Here is a 19449-nt window from a genome sequence, read left to right on the forward strand (position 1 = left end):
TTTGCATTAAAAATGCGATTTTTTGCTCATTTTAGTGGCACTTTCCACCACTTTTATCTCCATGATCGGCTAAAAATTACTCCAAAATGATTTATGAAATGAGTTCTAGACAGAAACACAGCCCGCCTAACAGGGCAGGCCCGAAACCTTATGCTATGAATATAACCTTACAGCCATCCCTTTGGCAAGCATGAACGTCAAAAAATTGCCATTAAGAAACAAAAAGTCAGCGATTCCGCCTCAGTCCATTTTTGGATCACATGATGTCCGCTTATACCCTGATTTCGTCATACAGCTTTTTATACTCGCTGGCAGAATGCTTCCAGCCCAATTGCTGCTTCATTCCCTGTCTTTGAACCACCCGCCACTCACGGGGCTGGCTGAAAAGTGCAAATGCCCGGTTAACGGCATCTTCCATCGCGGAAATATCAAAATGATCAAAGATAAAGCCTGTCGCCGTTTTGTCCATCAGATTTTCCGGCGTCGTGTCGGTAACAGAATCAGCCAGCCCGCCCACACGATGAACCAGGGGCAATGTACCGTACCGCAATCCGTAAAACTGTGTCAGACCGCACGGCTCATAACGGGACGGAACCATAATGACATCACTGCCGGCAATCACCCGGTGGGCAAGGGCTTCATCATAGCCAATCCTGACAGCAACCTGCTGGGGATGATGATGGGCATAATCTGAAAAAGCCCGCTCCAGATGATGTTCTCCATTGCCGACAATCACAATCTGAGCGCCTTTTTCCAGCAGCATATTCATCACGCCCAGCACGAGATTCAAGCCTTTTTGCGACGCAAAACGGCTGACCACGCAAAAAAGCGGGGCGGTATTCTGTGAACGCAATCCCATCTCCTGCTGCAAGGCAAGCCGACACTGCTTTTTGCCGTTAATGGACCTTGCGTTATAGGTTGTGGCCAGCGTATCGTCTGTAGAAGGGTTCCATACCTGCGTGTCAATACCATTCAAAATACCGACGACATCCGGATCCCGCCTCTGGACGACACCACCGAGCCCGCATGACTGCTCTCCGCCATGGATTTCCCGGGCATAGGTGGGGCTGACGGTTGTTACTTTATCCGCATAGGAAAGACCGGTCTTGAGAAAGGAAACCTGACCATAAAACTCCATCCCTTCCGGGTTGAAAAGGTCATCGGGCAAATCCAGCTCCCCGAAAACATGTCCCGGGAAATTCCCCTGATAAGCCATGTTATGGATGGTAAAAACAGAACCCGCCAGCTTTTCACCCTTTGCCCGCTGAAGCACCTGAAGATAGGCAAAAGCCAGTCCGGCATGCCAGTCATGTCCATGCATGATCTGAGGCCGCCAGAAAAAATCAAATCCCTCAACCAGGCGGGCGGCCATCCATCCAAGCAGTGCAAAACGGCGATGGTTGTCCCCGTATGACTGGCCATAAATATCAATATAGGGATTGCCTGGACGGTCATAAAGCCCCGGCGCATCAATGTAGTAGGCCGACAGTCCTGTCTGCGGCAACGTACCATAGTAAAGCCGAAGCGCATGGGCACCAAAACGGGGGGGCAACTCCGCCACAAGATGTTTGTTCTGGATAGGGTTAACAAAATCAGGAAAACCCGGAACCAGCATCCTGACATCACACCCCATTTTGGCAAGCGCAGGCGGCAGGGCCCCTGTTACATCGGCTAAGCCACCTGTTTTCAGATAAGGGAATATCTCGCTGCAGACATGCAGAACCCGTAGGGCACGTTTTTTGGATCTCACTTATTCGACCCTGGGAACATGTTCAAAATTATAGTGCTTTGCCAGCATCTCATCCGTCACCAGCACGACGCCATTCGGTGTTCTGTAAAAGCGTTGCGCATCCAGTTCGTGATCCTCACCGATGACGGTACCTTCCGGAATCCGGCATCCCCGGTCAATAATCGCTTTTTTGATACGGGATCCCTGACCGATTTCAACATCAGGCAACACCACCGACTGGTCGACATTGCAGAAAGGATTCACCCTCACTTTGGAAAAAAGAACCGTATTGGATATTTTGGATCCACAAATGATGCACCCGCCGGAAACCATCGTGTTGGATATCACCCCATCCATACCATGCGGATCAGGGACAAACTTGGCGGGCGGTTCCTGCTCCTGGTACGTCCAGATAGGCCAGTCTTCATCATACAGGTTCAACTCGGGCATATTGGATGTCAAATCCAGATTGGAGGACCAGAAGGCATCCACCGTCCCGACATCCCGCCAGTAAGGCCTGACAAGGCTGGAGGGCGGCACGCACGACATGCTGAAATAATGCGCCATGGCCTCTCCCAGACCAACCACCTTGGGAATGATGTCCTTGCCAAAATCATGGGCAGACGTGGCATCTTCCGCATCTTCTGCCAGAAGCTCATACAGATAATCCGCGTTGAACACATACACGCCCATACTGGCCAATGTCATATTCGGGTTGCCCGGCATGCTTGGCGGATTTTCCGGCTTTTCCAGAAAACCGGTTATTTTCCGGTTTTCATCCACAGCAACCACCCCGAAACCCGAGGCGTCTTCGCGTGGCACCTCAACACAGGCGACGGTACAGGCGGATTTTTTCTCCGCATGATCCAAAAGCAGCTGTGAATAATCCATCTTGTAAATATGATCCCCTGCCAGAACCAGAATATAGTCTGGCTGATAGGAGCGCAAAATCCCCATATTCTGGGAAACAGAATCGGCGGTTCCCCTGTACCAGAGTCCTTCTTCCATCTGCTGCCCGGCAGGCATCAGGTCGACAAACTCATTTTGCTCGCCGCGTAAAAAACTCCAGCCGCGCTGCAGGTGGCGGATAAGCGAATGGGGGCGATACTGGGTAATCACCCCGATCCGGCGAATGCCGGAATTAATGCAATTGGACAGGGCGAAATCGATAATGCGGAACTTTCCGCCAAAATATACCGCCGGCTTAGCGCGATTTTCCGTCAACTGCATCAGACGGCTTCCCCGTCCCCCTGCCAGGACAAGGGCAATGGTACGTCTGGGGAGCTGGCTTGCCAGCAACAGCTTGTCTACAACAAGTTTCATTCAGGCCTCCCTCGTACTTCTTGTTTTAATTGTCATAAAAAAATCAGGTAATCACAGTAGGACTTTTCATCCCGGTGTGCTCAAGAATACCGGCAGTTTCTGATGCAATGCCAATCAGATCCGCCAACGCGGCCTGCGGGTCCAGGTCATGCATATTCTTGTCGGATTCATACCGGTCAAAATAAACACGCAATGTCGCACCAACCGTACCCGTACCCGAGAGACGGAAGATAATGCGTGAACCATCAGCAAACAAAATGCGTATACCCTGTTTTTCCGAAACCGAACCATCCACCGGATCGGTATAGCTGAAATCATCTGCCCGCTCAATCACGTTTGAGCCAAAGCGCATGCCTGCCAGAGAAGGCAGTTTTTTCCGCAAGTCCGTAATGAGCGTATTGGCACGCTCAGCGTCCACGTGCTCATAATCATGCCGTGAATAGTAATTCCGGCCATAACGCGACCAGTGTTCTGCGGCCAGCGCATTGACTGATTTGCCGGTAGCGGCAATCAGGTTCAGCCAGAAAAGAATTGCCCAAAGCCCGTCTTTTTCCCGTATATGGCTCGAACTGGTTCCGTAACTTTCTTCGCCACACAAACTGATTTTGCCGGCATCCATCAGGTTGCCAAAAAACTTCCAGCCGGTGGGCGTTTCATAACAGGGAACCTTCAGTACCGCAGCCACATGATCGGCAGCCGTTGACGTTGGCATGGATCGCGCGATACCGGCAATTCCCTTGCTGTATCCCGGTATCCGGGTGGCATTGGCCGCCAAAATGGCCAGGCTGTCAGAGGGACTCACGGCAAAATGGCGTCCGACAATCATGTTGCGATCCGCATCACCATCGGTTGCTGCACCAAAATCCGGGGCATCAGACCCATTCATGATTTCAATCAGTTCATGCGCATTAACCGGATTAGGATCCGGATGATGGCCGCCAAAATCCTCAAGCGGCACCGCATTCACAACTGTTCCTTCCGGCGCACCAAGTTCACCCTCAATAATCCGGGTGGCATAGGGGCCGCATACAGCATGCATGGCATCAAAGCGCATGGTGAATCCGCCTGAGAAAAGCGAACGGATCGCATCAAAATCAAAAAGTGATTGCATCAACCCGGCATAATCAGAAACGGAATCGATGACTTCAATTTTCATCCCCTCCATTTCTGTCGTACCGATCCGGCTCAAATCGACATCGGGCGCATCGCTGATACAGTACCCGGTAATCACCTGCGAACGGGCATAGATAGCTTCAGTGATTTTTTCCGGCGCAGGGCCGCCGTTTCTGATGTTGTATTTGATGCCGAAATCCCCGTCCGGTCCGCCAGGATTATGGCTGGCCGACAGGACAATACCGCCGTATGCTTCATATTTACGAATAATGCAACTCACTGCCGGGGTAGACAGAATGCCATGTTGCCCAACGAGAACGCGTCCCCATCCATTGGCTGCCGCCATACGTAAAATCGTCTGAATGGCAACAGGATTGTAATAACGCCCATCCCCGCCAAGCACCAGCGTTTGCCCGGAAAGCCCGTCAAGTGAATCAAAGATGGACTGGACAAAATTTTCAAGATAGTGGGGTTGCTGGAAAACGGTCACTTTCTTGCGCAAACCCGATGTCCCGGGCTCCTGCCCTGCCACTGGTATTGTTGATATCGTCTGAATGGACATGTTTGCTCTCCTGTTCGAAAAAACAACCGGTAATGTCGTCTCATCAACTGAAGTCAGGACTGATGCGCTCTTATCAGTGACGCCTTAACCTATGTTATCAAGTTTAACGAGGAACTGCCAGCAGTATGGTACGAGGGTGCAAGAGCGCCTGAAACTCCAGGTGCGCTCCCTTTTCCATTTCACCATCACTATCCATCTCCAGTTGCCATCTTCCTCCTGGTAACCGGAAAACCACTTCCTGTGCTGATGCATTCATCAGTACCAGGCAATCACGTGATGCGCCATTGGTGCGAATCAAGAGCCCCATACAATAATTACTCTTGTTGTTCCATGCATCTCCCGAGATTTCACCTCCGGCACTCGACAGCCAGCGGATCGTGTAATCGGAATTGGCCAGAGCGACCGTTTCTTCCTCAAACCATCGTGAATACCCCAGCGCAGGATATTGCTTACGCAAACGGATCAGTTCACGGACATATTCCATGAAGTCCGTGTCGGCATCCTGCCAGTTCAACCAGGTAATTTCATTATCCTGACAGTACGCATTATTATTGCCCTGCTGGGTTTGCCCCAACTCATCCCCGGCTAAAATCATGGGGGTCCCCTGGGAAAACAGCAGCGTGGCCATCATGGCCCGTTTGTATTGCCCCCGCAGCGCATTCACATTGGCCCCGGTTGCCGGTCCTTCCACACCGCAATTCCAACTGTGGTTTTTGTTATGTCCGTCCCGGTTATCTTCCCCGTTTGCTTCATTATGTTTGTGGTTATAGCTGACCAGATCCTGCAGGGTGAAGCCGTCATGGGCAGTAATAAAATTGACGGAAGCCGAAGGCATGCGGCCTTCATGTCTGAAAATATCGCTTGATCCGGCAAAACGTCTGGTGAATTCCCCCAGTGTTGGCCATTGATGCAGCCAGAATGCCCGCATCGTATCGCGGTAAACATCATTCCATTCCATCCAGCCTGGCGGAAAGTATCCCAGTTGATAACCGTTTGGCCCCAGATCCCAGGGTTCGGCAATTTTCTTGACCCGTGAGAGAACAGGATCCTGCGTAATAGCCGTGAAAAAACCGGCAGTTGGGGAATACGCTTCCCTGTCCCTGCCCAGGATGGGCGCCAGATCAAAGCGGAATCCGTCGACATGCATTTCCTCAACCCAATATCTCAGCGAATCCATCACCAACTGCAATACCCTGGGATGCCCCAGATTCACGCAATTTCCGCAACCCGACCAGTCAACATACTCTGCCCGGTTATTGGGCGGCAGATGGTAGTAAACCGCATTATCAATCCCGCGAAAACTCAGCATGGAACCATCCCGGCCACCTTCGACAGTATGGTTGTAAACCACATCCAGAATCACTTCGATCCCCCGGCTGTGCAGGGCTTTGACCATATCCTTGAATTCCGAAACCGGCGTTGTCCCCGGCCGGCCGGACCAGTACCGGCTTTCCGGTGCAAAAAAACCAATCGTGGAATATCCCCAATAGTTGGAGAGCCCCATTTTCAGCAGGCGCGGCTCATCGCCACGGGCCTGAACCGGCAACAGGCTGACTGACGTAATGCCCAGATTTTCAAGATAATCCAGTACTGCCGGATGCGCCATCCCGGCATACGTTCCCTGCAACGCCGCCGGCACATCCGGATGCCGCCGGGTAAACCCTTTAACGTGGGTTTCATAAATAATCATTTCTGCAACGGGAATATCCGGACGGGCAACCCCTTCCCAATCATACACCTCATGGATAACCTGCCCTTTCAGGGCGATGGCACCCGTATCAGCCGGGCTGTCATCACGAAAATCATCTTCCCCCCTGAATTGCCCGATGACCCGCCTGGCATAGGGGTCCAAAAGCAGTTTGTTTGCATTGAAGCGGTGACCCATTTCCGGCCGGTAAGGGCCGGCAACACGATAGCCGTAGACAAGACCAGGCGAAGCCTCCGGCAGATAACCGTGCCAGATGCCTTCTTCCCGTGATGACAGCCGATAGCGTTTGACTTCATGCTGGCCGGCATCATCAAAAATACAGAGTGCAACCGACTCCGCATGGGGCGCGACCAGGGCAAAATTGATGCCTTTTCCATCCCAATGGGCGCCTAAAGGCAGATGTGAGCCAGGTTCCAGTTTGCCCAGATCGCTGAAAGCCATTCATCATTCCTTTCTTATGAACATGCAGGTCGCCAGTGGCGGCACGGTTATCTCCAATGAGAAATCATGGTGATTTGACCATACCGCCTGCGTCTGAAGCTCCCCATTGTGGATGCCGCTTCCACCATAAATATGGGCATCCGTATTGATGATTTCACGGTACCATCCGGCCCTGGGTACGCCAATCCGGTATCCGTAACGGGGAATGGGGGTGAAGTTGCACACCACCATCACAAAATCACCGTTGGCATCCCATCGAATGAAAGACACCACCGAACTATCGACATCATCATGAATGATCCATTCAAATCCTGCCGGCTCAAAATCCTGTTCGTACAGGGCAGGATAACGGGTATAGACCGCATTCAGATCGGAAATCAGGCGATGGACACCGGCATGCAGCGGGTACTGGAGCAGATGCCATTCAATACTGCCGCTGGCATCCCATTCAGCATACTGTGCAATCTCCCCTCCCATGAAAAGCAGTTTTTTCCCGGGAAAGCCCCACATGAATCCGTAATAGCAGCGCAGATTGGCAAAACGCTGCCATTCATCCCCTGGCATCTTGCCAATCAGTGAGCCCTTGCAGTGCACCACTTCATCATGCGAAAGGGGCAGAATAAAATTCTCAAACCAGGCATACATAATGCCGAAGCGCAGCTTGTCATGGTGATATTTCCGGTAGACAGAATCTTCACTCATATACGACAGCGTGTCGTTCATCCATCCCAGGTTCCATTTATAATGAAAACCCAGGCCACCATCCCAGACAGGACGGGAAACCCCCGGGAAACTGGTGGACTCCTCTGCCATCGTGACAGCTTCTTTCCTCTCGGTACCAACGATTTCATTCATTTTCCGCAAAAAGACGATGGCTTCGAGATTTTCGCGCCCACCATACTGGTTGGGAACCCATTCACCAGGCGCCCGGCTGTAGTCCCTGTAAAGCATGGAAGCAACCGCATCAACCCGCAGGCCATCTATACCGTACCGCTCTATCCAGTACAGGGCATTGCCCACCAGGTAATTGCTGACTTCTGAACGTCCATAGTTATAGATGATGCTGCCCCAGTCCTGGTGCACCCCTTCTTTCGGGTCCTCGTGTTCATAAAGGCTGGTGCCATCAAAGCGGTATAAACCATGCGCATCAGAAGGAAAATGCGCAGGCACCCAGTCAAGGATGACGCCAATGCCGTTATCGTGTGCCACATCGACAAAATCCCGGAATTCATCCGGTGTGCCAAAACGCGAGGTAACCGCATAAAGGCCAATCGGCTGATATCCCCATGACCCGTCATGCGGATGCTCGGAAATCGGCAACAGCTCAATATGGGTGAACCCCAGGTCTTTCACGTAAGGAATCAGTTCCTCTGCCAGTTCGCGATAGGTCAGCCAGCGCCAGCCATCCTTTTTCCGCCATGAGCCGAGATGCACCTCATATATACTCACCGGCGCATTCAGCGCATTCGCTTTTTTGCGATCCTCCCGTGAGGGGTAAACCTCGGGAAGCCAGTGAACAATGGACGCCGTATCCGGACGAAGCTCTGCACGAAAGGCAAAGGGATCGGCTTTCAGGAGAATGTCTCCCGACTGTGTCTTGATCTCATATTTATACAAGTCACCGGGCATGAGATGGGGGATGAATATTTCCCAGACACCACACTCCACCCGGTAGCGCATCATGTGGCGGCGGCCATCCCAATCATTGAAATCGCCGACAACAGATACCCGTCGCGCATGGGGCGCCCATACGGCAAACGTTACGCCCGGCACGCCATCAAATTCCCTGGGATGGGCGCCCATTTTTTCATAAGGGCGGTGATGCGTTCCCTCTGCCAGCAGCCAGACATCAATGTCACCCAGGACGTTGGGAAAACGATAGGTGTCTTCCATATCCTGCTCATGTGTCCCCCAGTTGACACGCAAACGATAGGCGAAAGGTTCACGGCGATCGTCAAAATACCCTTCAAACAGGGCACTGTTATTGACCCTTGGCAGGTCCATCACCACCTTTTCGCTGGCGGTATCGATAACGGAAACATGCCATGCCCCGGGAATCAGCGCACGGACAAGAAGCCGCCCCTTTTCCCTGTGCATGCCCAGGATAGAGAACGGATCGCGATGATCTCCCGCTATCAGGGCCTGCAAGGCTGAATCCGGCATGATGGTTTCTGGCATTGTCTATCCTCAAAATACAACGACCCGATGAAAAACTGCCTTTGATCAACAACGAGGTCAAGGCGACCTTATAATCAATGGTAAAACATTTTCTCCGGGAAAAATGATATTCCGGAGCAACTTTTTTGTTTTTTCTGTATGTTTTATGACAGGCTTCAGCCAAAACAGAATGAAATGCCGGAAAACTACATATCCTGGTATTCCGGGCCATCACCGCCCTCAGGCGCAACCCAGATGATGTTTTCGGTCGGGTCCTTGATATCGCAGGTCTTGCAGTGCAGGCAATTGGACGCATTGATACGAAGATGAGGTGTTCCCGTCTCGTCCGTAACAAATTCATAGACCGCCGCGGGGCAATACCGTGATTCCGGCCCGGCATACTTTGCCAGATTAACCGCAACCGGCACCTGCTCATTCTTGAGCAGCAGGTGCGATGGCTGATTTTCTTCATGGTGGGTGCCGGAAAGATAAAGTGACGACAGCATGGCATTTTCCGGTACACCATCCTGATCGTATGACAACCGGCGGCTGGATGCGGCAGGCTTGAGGCTTGCATGATCCGGCTGGTGGCGGTGAAGTGTCCAGGGTGCCTTTCCACGCAGGACAACCTGATCAAGGCCAAACATGAAACTGCCCGGCAGCAATCCTTTGCCCATCCAGGGTTTGAAATTCCGGGCGCGGTAGAGTTCTTCATACAGCCAGGATTGGCGGAAAAGGCGGGGAAACGCCTTGAGCACATCCTGCTTACGTCCGGCACACAGCGCTTCAAAAGCGGCTTCAGCGGCGAGCATGCCTGACTTGATCGCTGTATGGATACCCTTCAGACTGGCACCATTCATGAATCCTGCGCAGCAGCCCACCAACACGCCTCCGGGGAAAACCGGTTCCGGCAATGCCTGCAGGCCGCCCGCTGCCAGCGCTCTTGCGCCATATTCCAGGCATTTCCCCTCCTTGAGGAAAACAGCAATAGCCGGATGGGTCTTGAGCCGCTGAAATTCGCTGTAAGGCGAAAGATAGGGGTTGTCATAAGCCAGTCCGACCATCAAGCCGACCGCAACCCGATTGCCCGGCATATGATACAGAAAACCACCGCCGTATGTTGCATGGTCAAGCGGCCATCCCGCGGTATGAATGACAAGACCAGGCTTATGGTCTTCGGGAGGTACCTGCCATATTTCTTTCAGGCTGAGGGCATACCCCTGCGGATCGCGCCCCTTATCCAGGGAAAACTGCGAAACGAGCTGCTGTCCCAGTTGTCCGCGTGCACCTTCAGCAAAAAATGTATATGATGCAAAAATCTCAACGCCTGGCTGATACCGTGATGTCTTCCTGCCATCCCGCCCGATTCCCATGGCACCAGTCGCCACGCCTTTAACACTGCCATTTTCCGAATAGAGGATTTCTGTTGCGGCAAATCCCGAAAAGACATCCACCCCCAGTATTTCGGCCTGCTCGGCAAGCCAGCGCACCAAACGCGACAGCGAGAGCACATGGTTCCCTGTATTTTTCAGCGAATGGGGCAAGAGCATATCCGGAAGCGGAAAAGCCTTCCCCTGTGTAAGAAAGGAAAAGCGGTTCGCAGAGACAGGAACGGACGCGGGCGCGCCCTTTTTTTCCCAGCCCGGCAGCAGCTCATCCAAAGCCTTTGGATCCATGATCGCGCCAGAAATAATATGCGCTCCCGGTTCGGACCCTTTTTCCAGTACACAGACAGACAGCGCCCGTTCACTTTCAGCGGCAAGCTGTTTCAGGCGAATGGCAGCCGCCAGGCCGGCAGGGCCGGCACCGACAATCACAATGTCGTAATCCATTGTGTCTCGTGACTCTGAGAGGTTCTGTTTGTTTTCAGCCATTTTTACCTGGTCAAACCATTTACTCCAACGTCATTTTTATCCGACAGGGTACGAAATCCTCTGCAATCATGCAATCATATCGGCTGCAGCCTTTTCATGACAGATACAAATGGAATTAAAACACAATGAAAAAAGACCTTCTTGAGAATATGAAACATGTCTATACATCGATCATCCCGATGCGATGGGGAGACATGGATGCCATGGGGCATGTCAACAATACCGTCTATTTCCGTTATCTCGAACAGGCGCGTATCGAATGGTACGCTTTCATTGGCCGTGAAAAAAACGCCGGTATGGAAACCGTTGTCGTCAATGCGCATTGTTCGTTTATGGTCGCCCTCACCTATCCGGGTGAAATCGAAGTCCGTACCTACGCCGGCTCACCCGGTCGGACCAGTTTTGAAATCCTGCAGGAAATACGCCGCACGGATGATCCTGATACCGTATATGCCCGCGGCGGTGCAAGGGTCGTATGGGTAGACAGAAGCACCGGAAAGTCTTCACCATTGCCTGATACCGTGCGTGAAATGATCACCGCATAACCGGACAAGGCGCTCACCCATTAAAAAACCCCGCTTTAGCGGGGTTTGCCATGCTCAATGCACGCTTAAGCTGCTTCGATATTCGAAGCCTGCTTGCCTTTTGGACCGGTATTGATCTCAAAAGATACGCGCTGATTTTCCTTGAGAGACTTGAAACCATCGGATTTGATGGCTGAAAAATGCGCGAACACATCCTCTCCACCCTCGTCCGGCGTAATAAAACCAAAACCTTTTGCATCATTGAACCATTTAACAGTACCAGTTGCCATTACTTCTTCCTATTTCAGTTAATCCAGGTTTTCATCTAACCATTTATTGCACCAGAACACACAGGAAAGCCTGGGCGACCTTTATTATGTTTAACCAGTGCAACAGCCCATTTTAGCAGAACAGAGACCGCTTCTGGCTACCTTTTTACCCAGGATGTGATAATTCCCACTGCGCGGAATGGATTTTTTCGAGCCAGAACGTGCCGATAATGGTTTTGGCATCCGTAATCTGTCCTTCCTTTACCCATGAAAGCAACTGGGAGAGCGTTGCCGAAAAGGTTTCAATAAACTCTTCTTCATCACGATGCTCTTTTCCTGACTTAAGCCCCCTGGCCAGGTAGATGGTAAGCGCCTCATCCGAATAACCAATGGCATTGTGAATGGTGCACACATACTGCCAGTCGCTGGCCGTATAACCGGTCTCTTCCATCAGTTCTCTTTTTGCCGTGTCGAAAGGCTCCTCCCCTGCATCGATTTTCCCGGCAGGAAATTCCAGAAAAACCCGGTTTAAGGGATAGCGAAACTGCCGCTCCATGAGATACCTGCCATCATCCAGCATGGGCAGAATCACTACTGCACCAGGATGCCGGATATATTCACGCTGGGAGGTTTCATTATCCGGCAGGCGGACTTTGTCCCGATACACGTCAAAAAAAAGCCCCTTGTGCATGATCCGGCTCTCAAGCGCTGTTTCATCCAGGTTACTCCCGGGCAGTGCCGCCTCATTGTCAGAAGAAATCATATGGTTTGTCTCAACGTAAAAAATCAGTAATCGGTTCTTTTATGATATTAACGCTTTCTTTGTCACATTACCCTGCTATCGGCTAGACTATTCTTTTTATCTGACCCGTTTTTTTCATGACACAGGTACCTTTGGCAGAACGCCTTCGTCCGGGATCCATCGACGATATGGTCGGTCAGCAGCATCTGCTGGGCCCCGGTAAACCTTTGCGTGTTGCCTTTGCGTCCGGTGAACCCCACTCCATGATCCTGTGGGGTCCGCCTGGCGTTGGCAAAACCACATTCGCCCGTCTGATGGCGGATGGGTTCAATGCTGAATTTATTGCGCTGTCTGCTGTTTTATCCGGCGTCAAGGACATCCGCGAAGCGGTTGAACGTGCAGAATATACCCGGAGCCAGTCCGGCAGGCGAACCATTCTGTTTGTTGATGAGGTACACCGTTTTAACAAAAGTCAGCAGGATGCCTTTTTACCCTATGTGGAAAGCGGTCTTTTCACTTTTATCGGTGCCACGACAGAAAACCCGTCCTTTGAAGTGAATAATGCGCTGTTGTCCCGTTCAACAGTCTATGTCCTTCACCCTCTGGAAGAGGGTGACCTGCTCTTCCTTTTGAACCGTGCGCTGGAAACGCTGCTATCCCCGCTTACCGTTACGGCTGATGCCAGCGATATACTGGTCGCCAATGCCGATGGGGATGCCCGACGGCTCTTAAATACACTGGAGATAACCGCACATGCGGCCGAAGTCAAAGGACAGGCAGAAATTGATGCTGTCCTGCTTGGGGAAACGCTGGGGGATGCTGTCAGGCGTTTTGACAATGCCGGGGACAATTTTTATGACCAGATCTCTGCGCTGCACAAGTCAGTCCGCGGCTCCAATCCGGATGCGTCCCTGTACTGGTTTGTCCGTATGCTGGATGGGGGTGCTGACCCGCGTTATCTGGCAAGACGTATTATCCGCATGGCAACAGAAGACATCGGCCTGGCTGACCCCCGGGCGCTACGCCTGGCGCTAGACGCGGCAGAAACGTACGAGAGGCTCGGCTCGCCCGAAGGTGAGCTTGCACTGGCCCAAGCCGTGATTTATCTGGCCTGCGCGGCAAAATCGAATGCCGTTTACATGGCATACAATGCCGCGCGTTCCTTCATCAGCAAGGACAAGACCTGGCCGGTGCCGGAACATTTGCGCAATGCACCGACCAAACTGATGAAAGAGCTGGGTTACGGAAAACTCTACCGCTATGCCCACGATGAACCGGAAGCTTTTGCGGCGGGAGAAACCTATTTACCGGAAGGAATGAAAGAACCTTACTGGTATCGCCCGACACCGCGAGGCCTTGAAAGCAGGATTGCGGAAAAACTGGCCTGGCTGGCTGAACTCGACAAAAAGGCCGGCAAAAAATAAAAAAGGGTCTGGAAAACCAGACCCTCTTCCTGCGAAAGGCTTCGCTTAAATAACACCTTGCGCAAGCATTGCATCAGCAACCTTGACAAAGCCCGCGATATTCGCGCCATTGACATAACTGATTGTGCCATCAGAACGTGCTCCATACTGAACGCATGCATTGTGGATGTTTTTCATGATGTTGTTCAGATTCCGGTCAACTTCTTCACGGGTCCAGGACATCCGCAGTGAATTCTGGGACATTTCAAGACCGGAAGTTGCCACACCACCTGCATTGCTGGCTTTACCCGGGGCATACAGAATGCGGGCTTCTTCAAACAGCCTGACAGCTTCTGCAGTGGAAGGCATATTCGCACCTTCACCCACACTGATAAGACCATTCTTGACGAGCGTTCTTGCGTCCGCTTCATTAAGCTCGTTTTCCGTTGCACATGGCAAAGCGATTTCTACCGGGACATGCCATGGCGTCGCCTGTGGGACAAATTTGGCGCCAACCTTGGATGCATACTCACTGCAACGACCATACTGGACATTCTTGATTTCCATCAGGGTCGCCAGCTTTTCTGCCGTGAAACCGTCTTCATCCACAACCGTACCACCGGAATCAGAACAGGTAATCACTTTCGCGCCAAGCTGGATGCACTTTTCAATGGCATACTGCGCCACGTTGCCAGAACCGGAAACCGATACCTTCATGCCGCTCAGATCCTTGCCGGCACGCTTGAGCATTTCCTCGACAAAATACACCGTGCCATAACCGGTTGCTTCCGGACGGATCAGGGAACCTCCGTAGGTAAGGCCTTTGCCGGTGAAAACACAATCGGAGCGGTTTGTGAGTTTTTTGTTCATGCCCACCATAAAGCCGACTTCACGTGCTCCAACACCAATATCACCGGCCGGAACATCCGTGTCGGATCCGACATGGCGATACAGTTCGGTAATAAAGGCCTGGCAGAAACGCATGATTTCATTTTCACTGCGGTCTTTCGGATCAAAGTCCGAACCGCCTTTACCACCGCCCATAGGCAGCGTTGTCAGTGCATTCTTGAAGGTCTGCTCAAATGCCAGAAACTTCAGGATGGAAAGGTTGACCGAGGGATGGAAACGCAAACCGCCTTTATACGGACCAATCGCAGAATTGTGCTGGATACGGTAGCCACGGTTGACATGAACATTGCCATTATCATCAACCCAGGAAACCCGGAACTGAATCAGGCGTTCCGGCTCAACCAGACGGTCTAAAAGACCTTTTTGTGCATAACGCGGATTTTTTTCAAGGAAAGGCCAGAGACTTTCCATTACTTCTGTTACAGCCTGATGAAACTCAGGCTGATTGGGATCGCGTGCTTTGACCCCGTCCAGAAAATCTTCGAGACTTCTTAATTTCATTGAGTCATCCAATCTAAAAAATTGCCAATCGACAGAAAAATGGCTTTTTCTGCAACAAAATGAGCAGCTCCCTTTCAGATTTTCTTTGCACATGAAAGGAAAGACCGCCCATTCCCCCATATATGGCAGGGGGAACCATTATTACAAGATAATGGCAGCAAGTAAATGGCTATTTTCAGGTTATCCACAGGCCCATCACAAGCAAATCCGCTGCACAGCTCAGGCGGCTTGCCAAAGCCGCCTTTAATTGATGAATGAGCAGTCAAAATGACGCACTGAGGCTACAATGATGGTTTTTTATCCTTCTCATCAGACATGATCGATATTCAACTTCTTCGCAAAGACATTGACGCTGTTGCGGCACGTTTAAAAACCCGTCATTTTGAACTGGATATTCCGGCCTTTAACGTTCTTGAACAGGAACGCCGGCAAATCCAGACGCAAACAGAAGACATGCAGGCCAAACGAAACTCGCTTTCCAGGCAGATCGGCATCCTGAAAGGAAAAAACGAGGATACCTCCACCCTGATGGCTGAAGTCAGCGGGCTGGGAGACAGCCTGAAATCCAACGAAACCCTGCTGGCAGAAGTTCAGGCAAAACTCAATGAACTTGTCCAGAATATTCCCAATCTGCCGCACGAGTCGGTACCTGTGGGTGCCGATGAATCAGCCAATCAGGAAGTCCGCCGTGTGGGTTCTCCGCGGGAGTTTGATTTTGAGGTCAGGGATCATGTCGATGTTGGCGTGCCACTGGGACTGGATTTTGAATCAGCGACCAAAATCACCGGCAGCCGTTTTTGTGTGATGAAAGGGAAAATGGCACAGCTTCACCGTGCCCTGACGCAATTCATGCTCGATGTCCAGACATGCGAACATGGCTACACCGAATGCTATACGCCTTATATCGCCAATGCTCAAAGCCTCTTTGGAACCGGGCAGCTTCCCAAATTTGAACATGATCTTTTTGCCGCCAAAAAGGGCGGACAGGAAAGCGATGAAGAAAATCTGTACCTGATCCCCACCGCCGAAGTGACGCTGACCAACATGGTAAGGGATGAGATCCTCCCGGCAGATGATCTGCCGGTCAAACTGACGGCACACACCCCGTGTTTTCGCTCGGAAGCCGGGAGTTATGGCCGCGATACACGCGGTATGATCCGGATGCACCAGTTTGACAAGGTGGAAATGGTACAAATTGTCCATCCGGAAAAATCCTATGAGGCCCTGGATGAAATGGTCAAAAATGCCGGGCGCATTCTCGAAAAACTGGGGCTCCCTTACCGTGTCGTTGCCCTGTCCACAGGTGATATGGGATTTTCGGCTTCCAAAACATATGATCTGGAAGTCTGGCTGCCATCGCAGAACACCTATCGGGAAATTTCTTCTGTTTCCAATTGTGAGGCCTTTCAGGCAAGGCGGATGCAGGCCCGCTACCGTAATGACAAAGGGCGTCCCGAACTGGTACATACCTTAAATGGCTCCGGGCTGGCCGTGGGCCGCACACTGGTTGCCTTTCTGGAGAATTTTCAGCAGGCTGACGGCAGCGTCACAATCCCCACCGTGCTGCAACCCTACATGAATGGACAGACCCGTCTGATACCAGAGAAAAAATAACGCTTTGAATTCAAAAAAAGACAGGCGTCACGAAACGGGGCGCCTGTCTTTTTTTTGCGTCTATCGTATTAAAACTTCTGTCCTTGGAGTATTTGTGGTATTTTTTATGAACCCGAGTAATCTGGATAAATGTCTTAGTCCATATTTGTCCAGTGAGTAGCCCCCCTGAAACCCTGAGTAATATCTGTCCCCTCCAGATAACAATGAGCCCACAATCCCTGAAACGCCAGCCGTTTGTCTTCTTTTTCCTGTTCGCTTCACTGATCTGGGCTCTGCTCGCCTGGTTTTCAACGCGTCTTTACACCACCTGGCAAGCCGAACAGGCACAGGAAACGATTGAGGAACGAGCCAAAGAAGGAATGCATGAGCTGGAAGACGGACTGGGCAGAACGATCCGGTTACTGCAATATGTCACCGATCTTCTCAGCCGATATGAAAATATCCGGGAGGCAGTAGACCGGGAAAACCGTCACTCAGCCATCAGTCAATTGCCCGAAGAACAGCGCCGACTCTATTATGAAAAACAGCCACGCCTGCGCCTGATAAACGAAGAGCTGGCTTATGCCGCCAAAGATGCCGATGTGATCAGCAATATCTGGATCATGAAAAAAGACGGCATTACGATCGCTTCAGGCAATGCATCCGATCGCGAAAGTTTCGTGGGTACCCGTTTTGATTACCGCAACTATTTTATTGACGGTATCAGCGGCAAGAAAAGGCACCAGTATGCTTTCGGTGTGCGCACCGGGATTCCCGGCCTCTTTTTTGCCTCACCCATCCGCCAGGATAACCACACCATCGGTGTGGTTGCCAGCAAGGTCAATCTTTCCTATCTCTACAACTGGGTAAGTCAGATCAACGGGATTCTCATTGACAAGTACGGCGTCATTATCCAGGCAGGCAACCATCAGTTTGAAATGATGTCCCTGCCCGATGCAACGGTTCATATGCTTTCTGAAAAGCATCGCATGGATCGTTACAACCGTACCGAATTTCCGGTGCTGTCAATTACACCATGGGAAGGAATCGACAAAATCCAGCTCATGCAGATTGGTGATCTGTCATCACCCTTTTATGTGATGACAACAAAAATCATGGGCGATGAATTCACACTGATGACGGCCATTGATGCGTCAAGTCTCCTTGCCAGAACGGAACACCGCCTCTTTCTGATCATACTGATCGGTGGCGGGATGCTTTTCTTTCTGGTGCTGACTGTCGTGGCCTATCAGTTCCAGATACTCCAGCGCATTCGGCAGCGCAGGGCGATGGCCAAGCAATTGATCAACCGGGAAATATCGCGTGCGGACGCGTCAGGCAAACAATTTGCTGTGATGTACATCGACATGGATGCTTTCAAGGAAGTCAATGACACCTTCGATTATGAAACCGGAGACAACATCCTGCAAGTCATCAACGAACGGATCCAGGAAGTTATCCGCAAAACGGACACTATTATTCGCCGAACCGAAGATACCTTCATCACGCTCTTGAATGATATTGGCTCTCCTTCAGATGTGGAAAACATTGCCATCAAAATTCAGGAAGCCATCCATGCACCGTTGGATGTCAGCGGAGTAACACTGCGCCTGACCGCCAGTATCGGCATCGCAATGTATCCTACCGATGGCCAGACAGCATCGCAAATACTTCGGCATGCCGATACGGCGCTTTACAGTATCAAGGAAAAAGGACGTGCCGAATATGCTTTCTATCACACGCAAATGTCTGTTGATCTGGCCGCCCGCAACAGACTGGATGCAGACATGGAAAAAGCCCTGGAGCAAAAGGAATTCTTCCTGGTTTACCAGCCCCAGCTTTCTTTAAAAACCGGGAAACTGATTGGCTGCGAGGCCTTGATCCGCTGGCAACACCCCACAAGAGGGTTGATTTCTCCCGCTGAATTTATTCCGGTCGCCGAACGCACAGGCTTTATTAATTCGCTTGGTCCCTGGATACTTGATGAAGCCTGTCGCCAGGTGAAAGCCTGGAATGATGAACTGAGCGCCTCTATCCGGGTTGCGGTCAATATTTCTCCCATCCAGTTTCAGCGCCGGGATCTGCTTAACAGTATCAAGGTGGTGCTGGAAAAAAATACGTTTCCTCCGAGCCAACTGGAACTGGAAATGACGGAAACACTCATGATGACAGATACCGAGCGGGTACTCCTGATTATTCAGGAACTGCAGGAACTTGGCATGCAAATCAGTATTGACGATTTTGGCACCGGCTACTCAAGTCTTGCCTATCTGAGAAAATTCGATGCCAATGTCCTGAAAATTGATCGTGCCTTTGTTAATGATATGGTTACAAATATCAATGATCGCGCCATTATCAGCGCCATCATCAATATGGCAAACAGTCTGGAATATCAGGTTATTGCTGAAGGTGTCGAAACAACGGAACAATATGTCCTGTTAAAAGAACTGGGATGCCATGCCATCCAGGGTTACTGGTTCAGCACCCCCCTTCCACCGGATGACTTCATCCGCTTTTATAATCAGCATACGCAAAACCTGAACAAACAGACTGCCAATCACTGAAATATATGAAGGCCGGACATGCCGGCCTTCATTTTCC

At 51.2% G+C, this 19449-nt stretch carries 13 protein-coding genes; 4 read left to right on the plus strand and 9 right to left on the minus strand.

Translation table 11 applies throughout. The annotated features are described in order from the left end of the window. Positions 1-271 precede the first annotated feature (271 nt). From glgA to NB640_RS04365, 6 genes are all read right to left on the minus strand, one after another. Entirely contained in the window at positions 272-1750 is a 1479-nt protein-coding gene (gene glgA / locus NB640_RS04340) for a glycogen synthase GlgA (RefSeq protein ID WP_269309945.1), read from the minus strand. Beyond that, complete coding sequence (gene glgC, locus NB640_RS04345) at positions 1751-3052, minus strand: glucose-1-phosphate adenylyltransferase (protein WP_269309946.1); 1302 nt, start codon at positions 3050-3052, stop codon at positions 1751-1753. It abuts the gene before it with no gap. Between the two features lie 43 nt (positions 3053-3095). Beyond that, positions 3096-4727, minus strand: a complete 1632-nt coding sequence (locus NB640_RS04350) for an alpha-D-glucose phosphate-specific phosphoglucomutase (protein WP_269309947.1) — start codon at positions 4725-4727, stop codon at positions 3096-3098. 103 nt (positions 4728-4830) lie between these two features. After that, positions 4831-6876, minus strand: a complete 2046-nt coding sequence (gene glgX / locus NB640_RS04355; protein WP_269309948.1) for a glycogen debranching protein GlgX — start codon at positions 6874-6876, stop codon at positions 4831-4833. A gap of 3 nt (positions 6877-6879) precedes the next feature. Beyond that, positions 6880-9054, minus strand: coding sequence for a 1,4-alpha-glucan branching protein GlgB (gene glgB / locus NB640_RS04360; protein ID WP_269309949.1), 2175 nt, complete (start codon positions 9052-9054; stop codon positions 6880-6882). Positions 9055-9239: 185 nt separating this feature from the next. Beyond that, entirely contained in the window at positions 9240-10865 is a 1626-nt protein-coding gene (locus tag NB640_RS04365) for an electron transfer flavoprotein-ubiquinone oxidoreductase (RefSeq protein ID WP_408637942.1), read from the minus strand. 191 nt (positions 10866-11056) lie between these two features. On the opposite strand from NB640_RS04365, the gene NB640_RS04370 reads away from it, so the two are divergent. After that, complete coding sequence (locus NB640_RS04370) at positions 11057-11452, plus strand: acyl-CoA thioesterase (RefSeq protein ID WP_269310391.1); 396 nt, start codon at positions 11057-11059, stop codon at positions 11450-11452. 65 nt (positions 11453-11517) lie between these two features. On the opposite strand, the gene NB640_RS04375 is transcribed toward NB640_RS04370, so the two are convergent. After that, positions 11518-11721: a cold-shock protein gene (locus NB640_RS04375; protein WP_269309952.1), complete on the minus strand. Its 204-nt coding sequence runs from the start codon at positions 11719-11721 to the stop codon at positions 11518-11520. Between the two features lie 145 nt (positions 11722-11866). Next, positions 11867-12463, minus strand: a complete 597-nt coding sequence (locus NB640_RS04380; protein WP_269309953.1) for an NUDIX domain-containing protein — start codon at positions 12461-12463, stop codon at positions 11867-11869. A 116-nt stretch (positions 12464-12579) separates the two neighbouring features. On the opposite strand from NB640_RS04380, the gene NB640_RS04385 reads away from it, so the two are divergent. Beyond that, positions 12580-13866: a replication-associated recombination protein A gene (locus NB640_RS04385; RefSeq protein WP_269309954.1), complete on the plus strand. Its 1287-nt coding sequence runs from the start codon at positions 12580-12582 to the stop codon at positions 13864-13866. Between the two features lie 45 nt (positions 13867-13911). On the opposite strand, the gene gdhA is transcribed toward NB640_RS04385, so the two are convergent. After that, on the minus strand, positions 13912-15255 hold the full coding sequence (gene gdhA / locus NB640_RS04390) for an NADP-specific glutamate dehydrogenase (RefSeq protein ID WP_269309956.1): 1344 nt from the start codon (positions 15253-15255) through the stop codon (positions 13912-13914). Between the two features lie 315 nt (positions 15256-15570). Here gdhA and serS point away from each other — a divergent pair, with 315 nt between their 5' ends. Continuing rightward, entirely contained in the window at positions 15571-16869 is a 1299-nt protein-coding gene (serS, locus tag NB640_RS04395; protein ID WP_269309957.1) for a serine--tRNA ligase, read from the plus strand. A 203-nt stretch (positions 16870-17072) separates the two neighbouring features. Beyond that, positions 17073-19412 carry a bifunctional diguanylate cyclase/phosphodiesterase gene (locus NB640_RS04400; protein ID WP_269309959.1) on the plus strand — a complete coding sequence of 780 codons (2340 nt, stop codon included), beginning with the start codon at positions 17073-17075 and terminating at the stop codon, positions 19410-19412. The last annotated feature ends 37 nt before the right edge of the window (positions 19413-19449 follow it).

This window comes from Oxalobacter vibrioformis (assembly GCF_027118995.1).
In the GTDB taxonomy this organism is placed as follows: Bacteria; Pseudomonadota; Gammaproteobacteria; order Burkholderiales; family Burkholderiaceae_D; genus Oxalobacter; species Oxalobacter vibrioformis.

What these genes read in the sequence shown, in the direction of transcription:
- glgC (WP_269309946.1), bottom strand. Translation starts at nt 3,052, where the DNA reads ATGAAACTTGTTGTAGACAAGCTGTTGCTGGCAAGCCAGCTCCCCAGA.
- NB640_RS04350 (WP_269309947.1), bottom strand. Translation starts at nt 4,727, where the DNA reads ATGTCCATTCAGACGATATCAACAATACCAGTGGCAGGGCAGGAGCCC.
- glgX (WP_269309948.1), bottom strand. Translation starts at nt 6,876, where the DNA reads ATGGCTTTCAGCGATCTGGGCAAACTGGAACCTGGCTCACATCTGCCT.
- glgB (WP_269309949.1), bottom strand. Translation starts at nt 9,054, where the DNA reads ATGCCAGAAACCATCATGCCGGATTCAGCCTTGCAGGCCCTGATAGCG.
- NB640_RS04365 (WP_408637942.1), bottom strand. Translation starts at nt 10,865, where the DNA reads ATGGATTACGACATTGTGATTGTCGGTGCCGGCCCTGCCGGCCTGGCG.
- NB640_RS04370 (WP_269310391.1), top strand. Translation starts at nt 11,057, where the DNA reads ATGAAACATGTCTATACATCGATCATCCCGATGCGATGGGGAGACATG.
- NB640_RS04375 (WP_269309952.1), bottom strand. Translation starts at nt 11,721, where the DNA reads ATGGCAACTGGTACTGTTAAATGGTTCAATGATGCAAAAGGTTTTGGT.
- NB640_RS04380 (WP_269309953.1), bottom strand. Translation starts at nt 12,463, where the DNA reads ATGATTTCTTCTGACAATGAGGCGGCACTGCCCGGGAGTAACCTGGAT.
- NB640_RS04385 (WP_269309954.1), top strand. Translation starts at nt 12,580, where the DNA reads ATGACACAGGTACCTTTGGCAGAACGCCTTCGTCCGGGATCCATCGAC.
- gdhA (WP_269309956.1), bottom strand. Translation starts at nt 15,255, where the DNA reads ATGAAATTAAGAAGTCTCGAAGATTTTCTGGACGGGGTCAAAGCACGC.
- serS (WP_269309957.1), top strand. Translation starts at nt 15,571, where the DNA reads ATGATCGATATTCAACTTCTTCGCAAAGACATTGACGCTGTTGCGGCA.
- NB640_RS04400 (WP_269309959.1), top strand. Translation starts at nt 17,073, where the DNA reads ATGAGCCCACAATCCCTGAAACGCCAGCCGTTTGTCTTCTTTTTCCTG.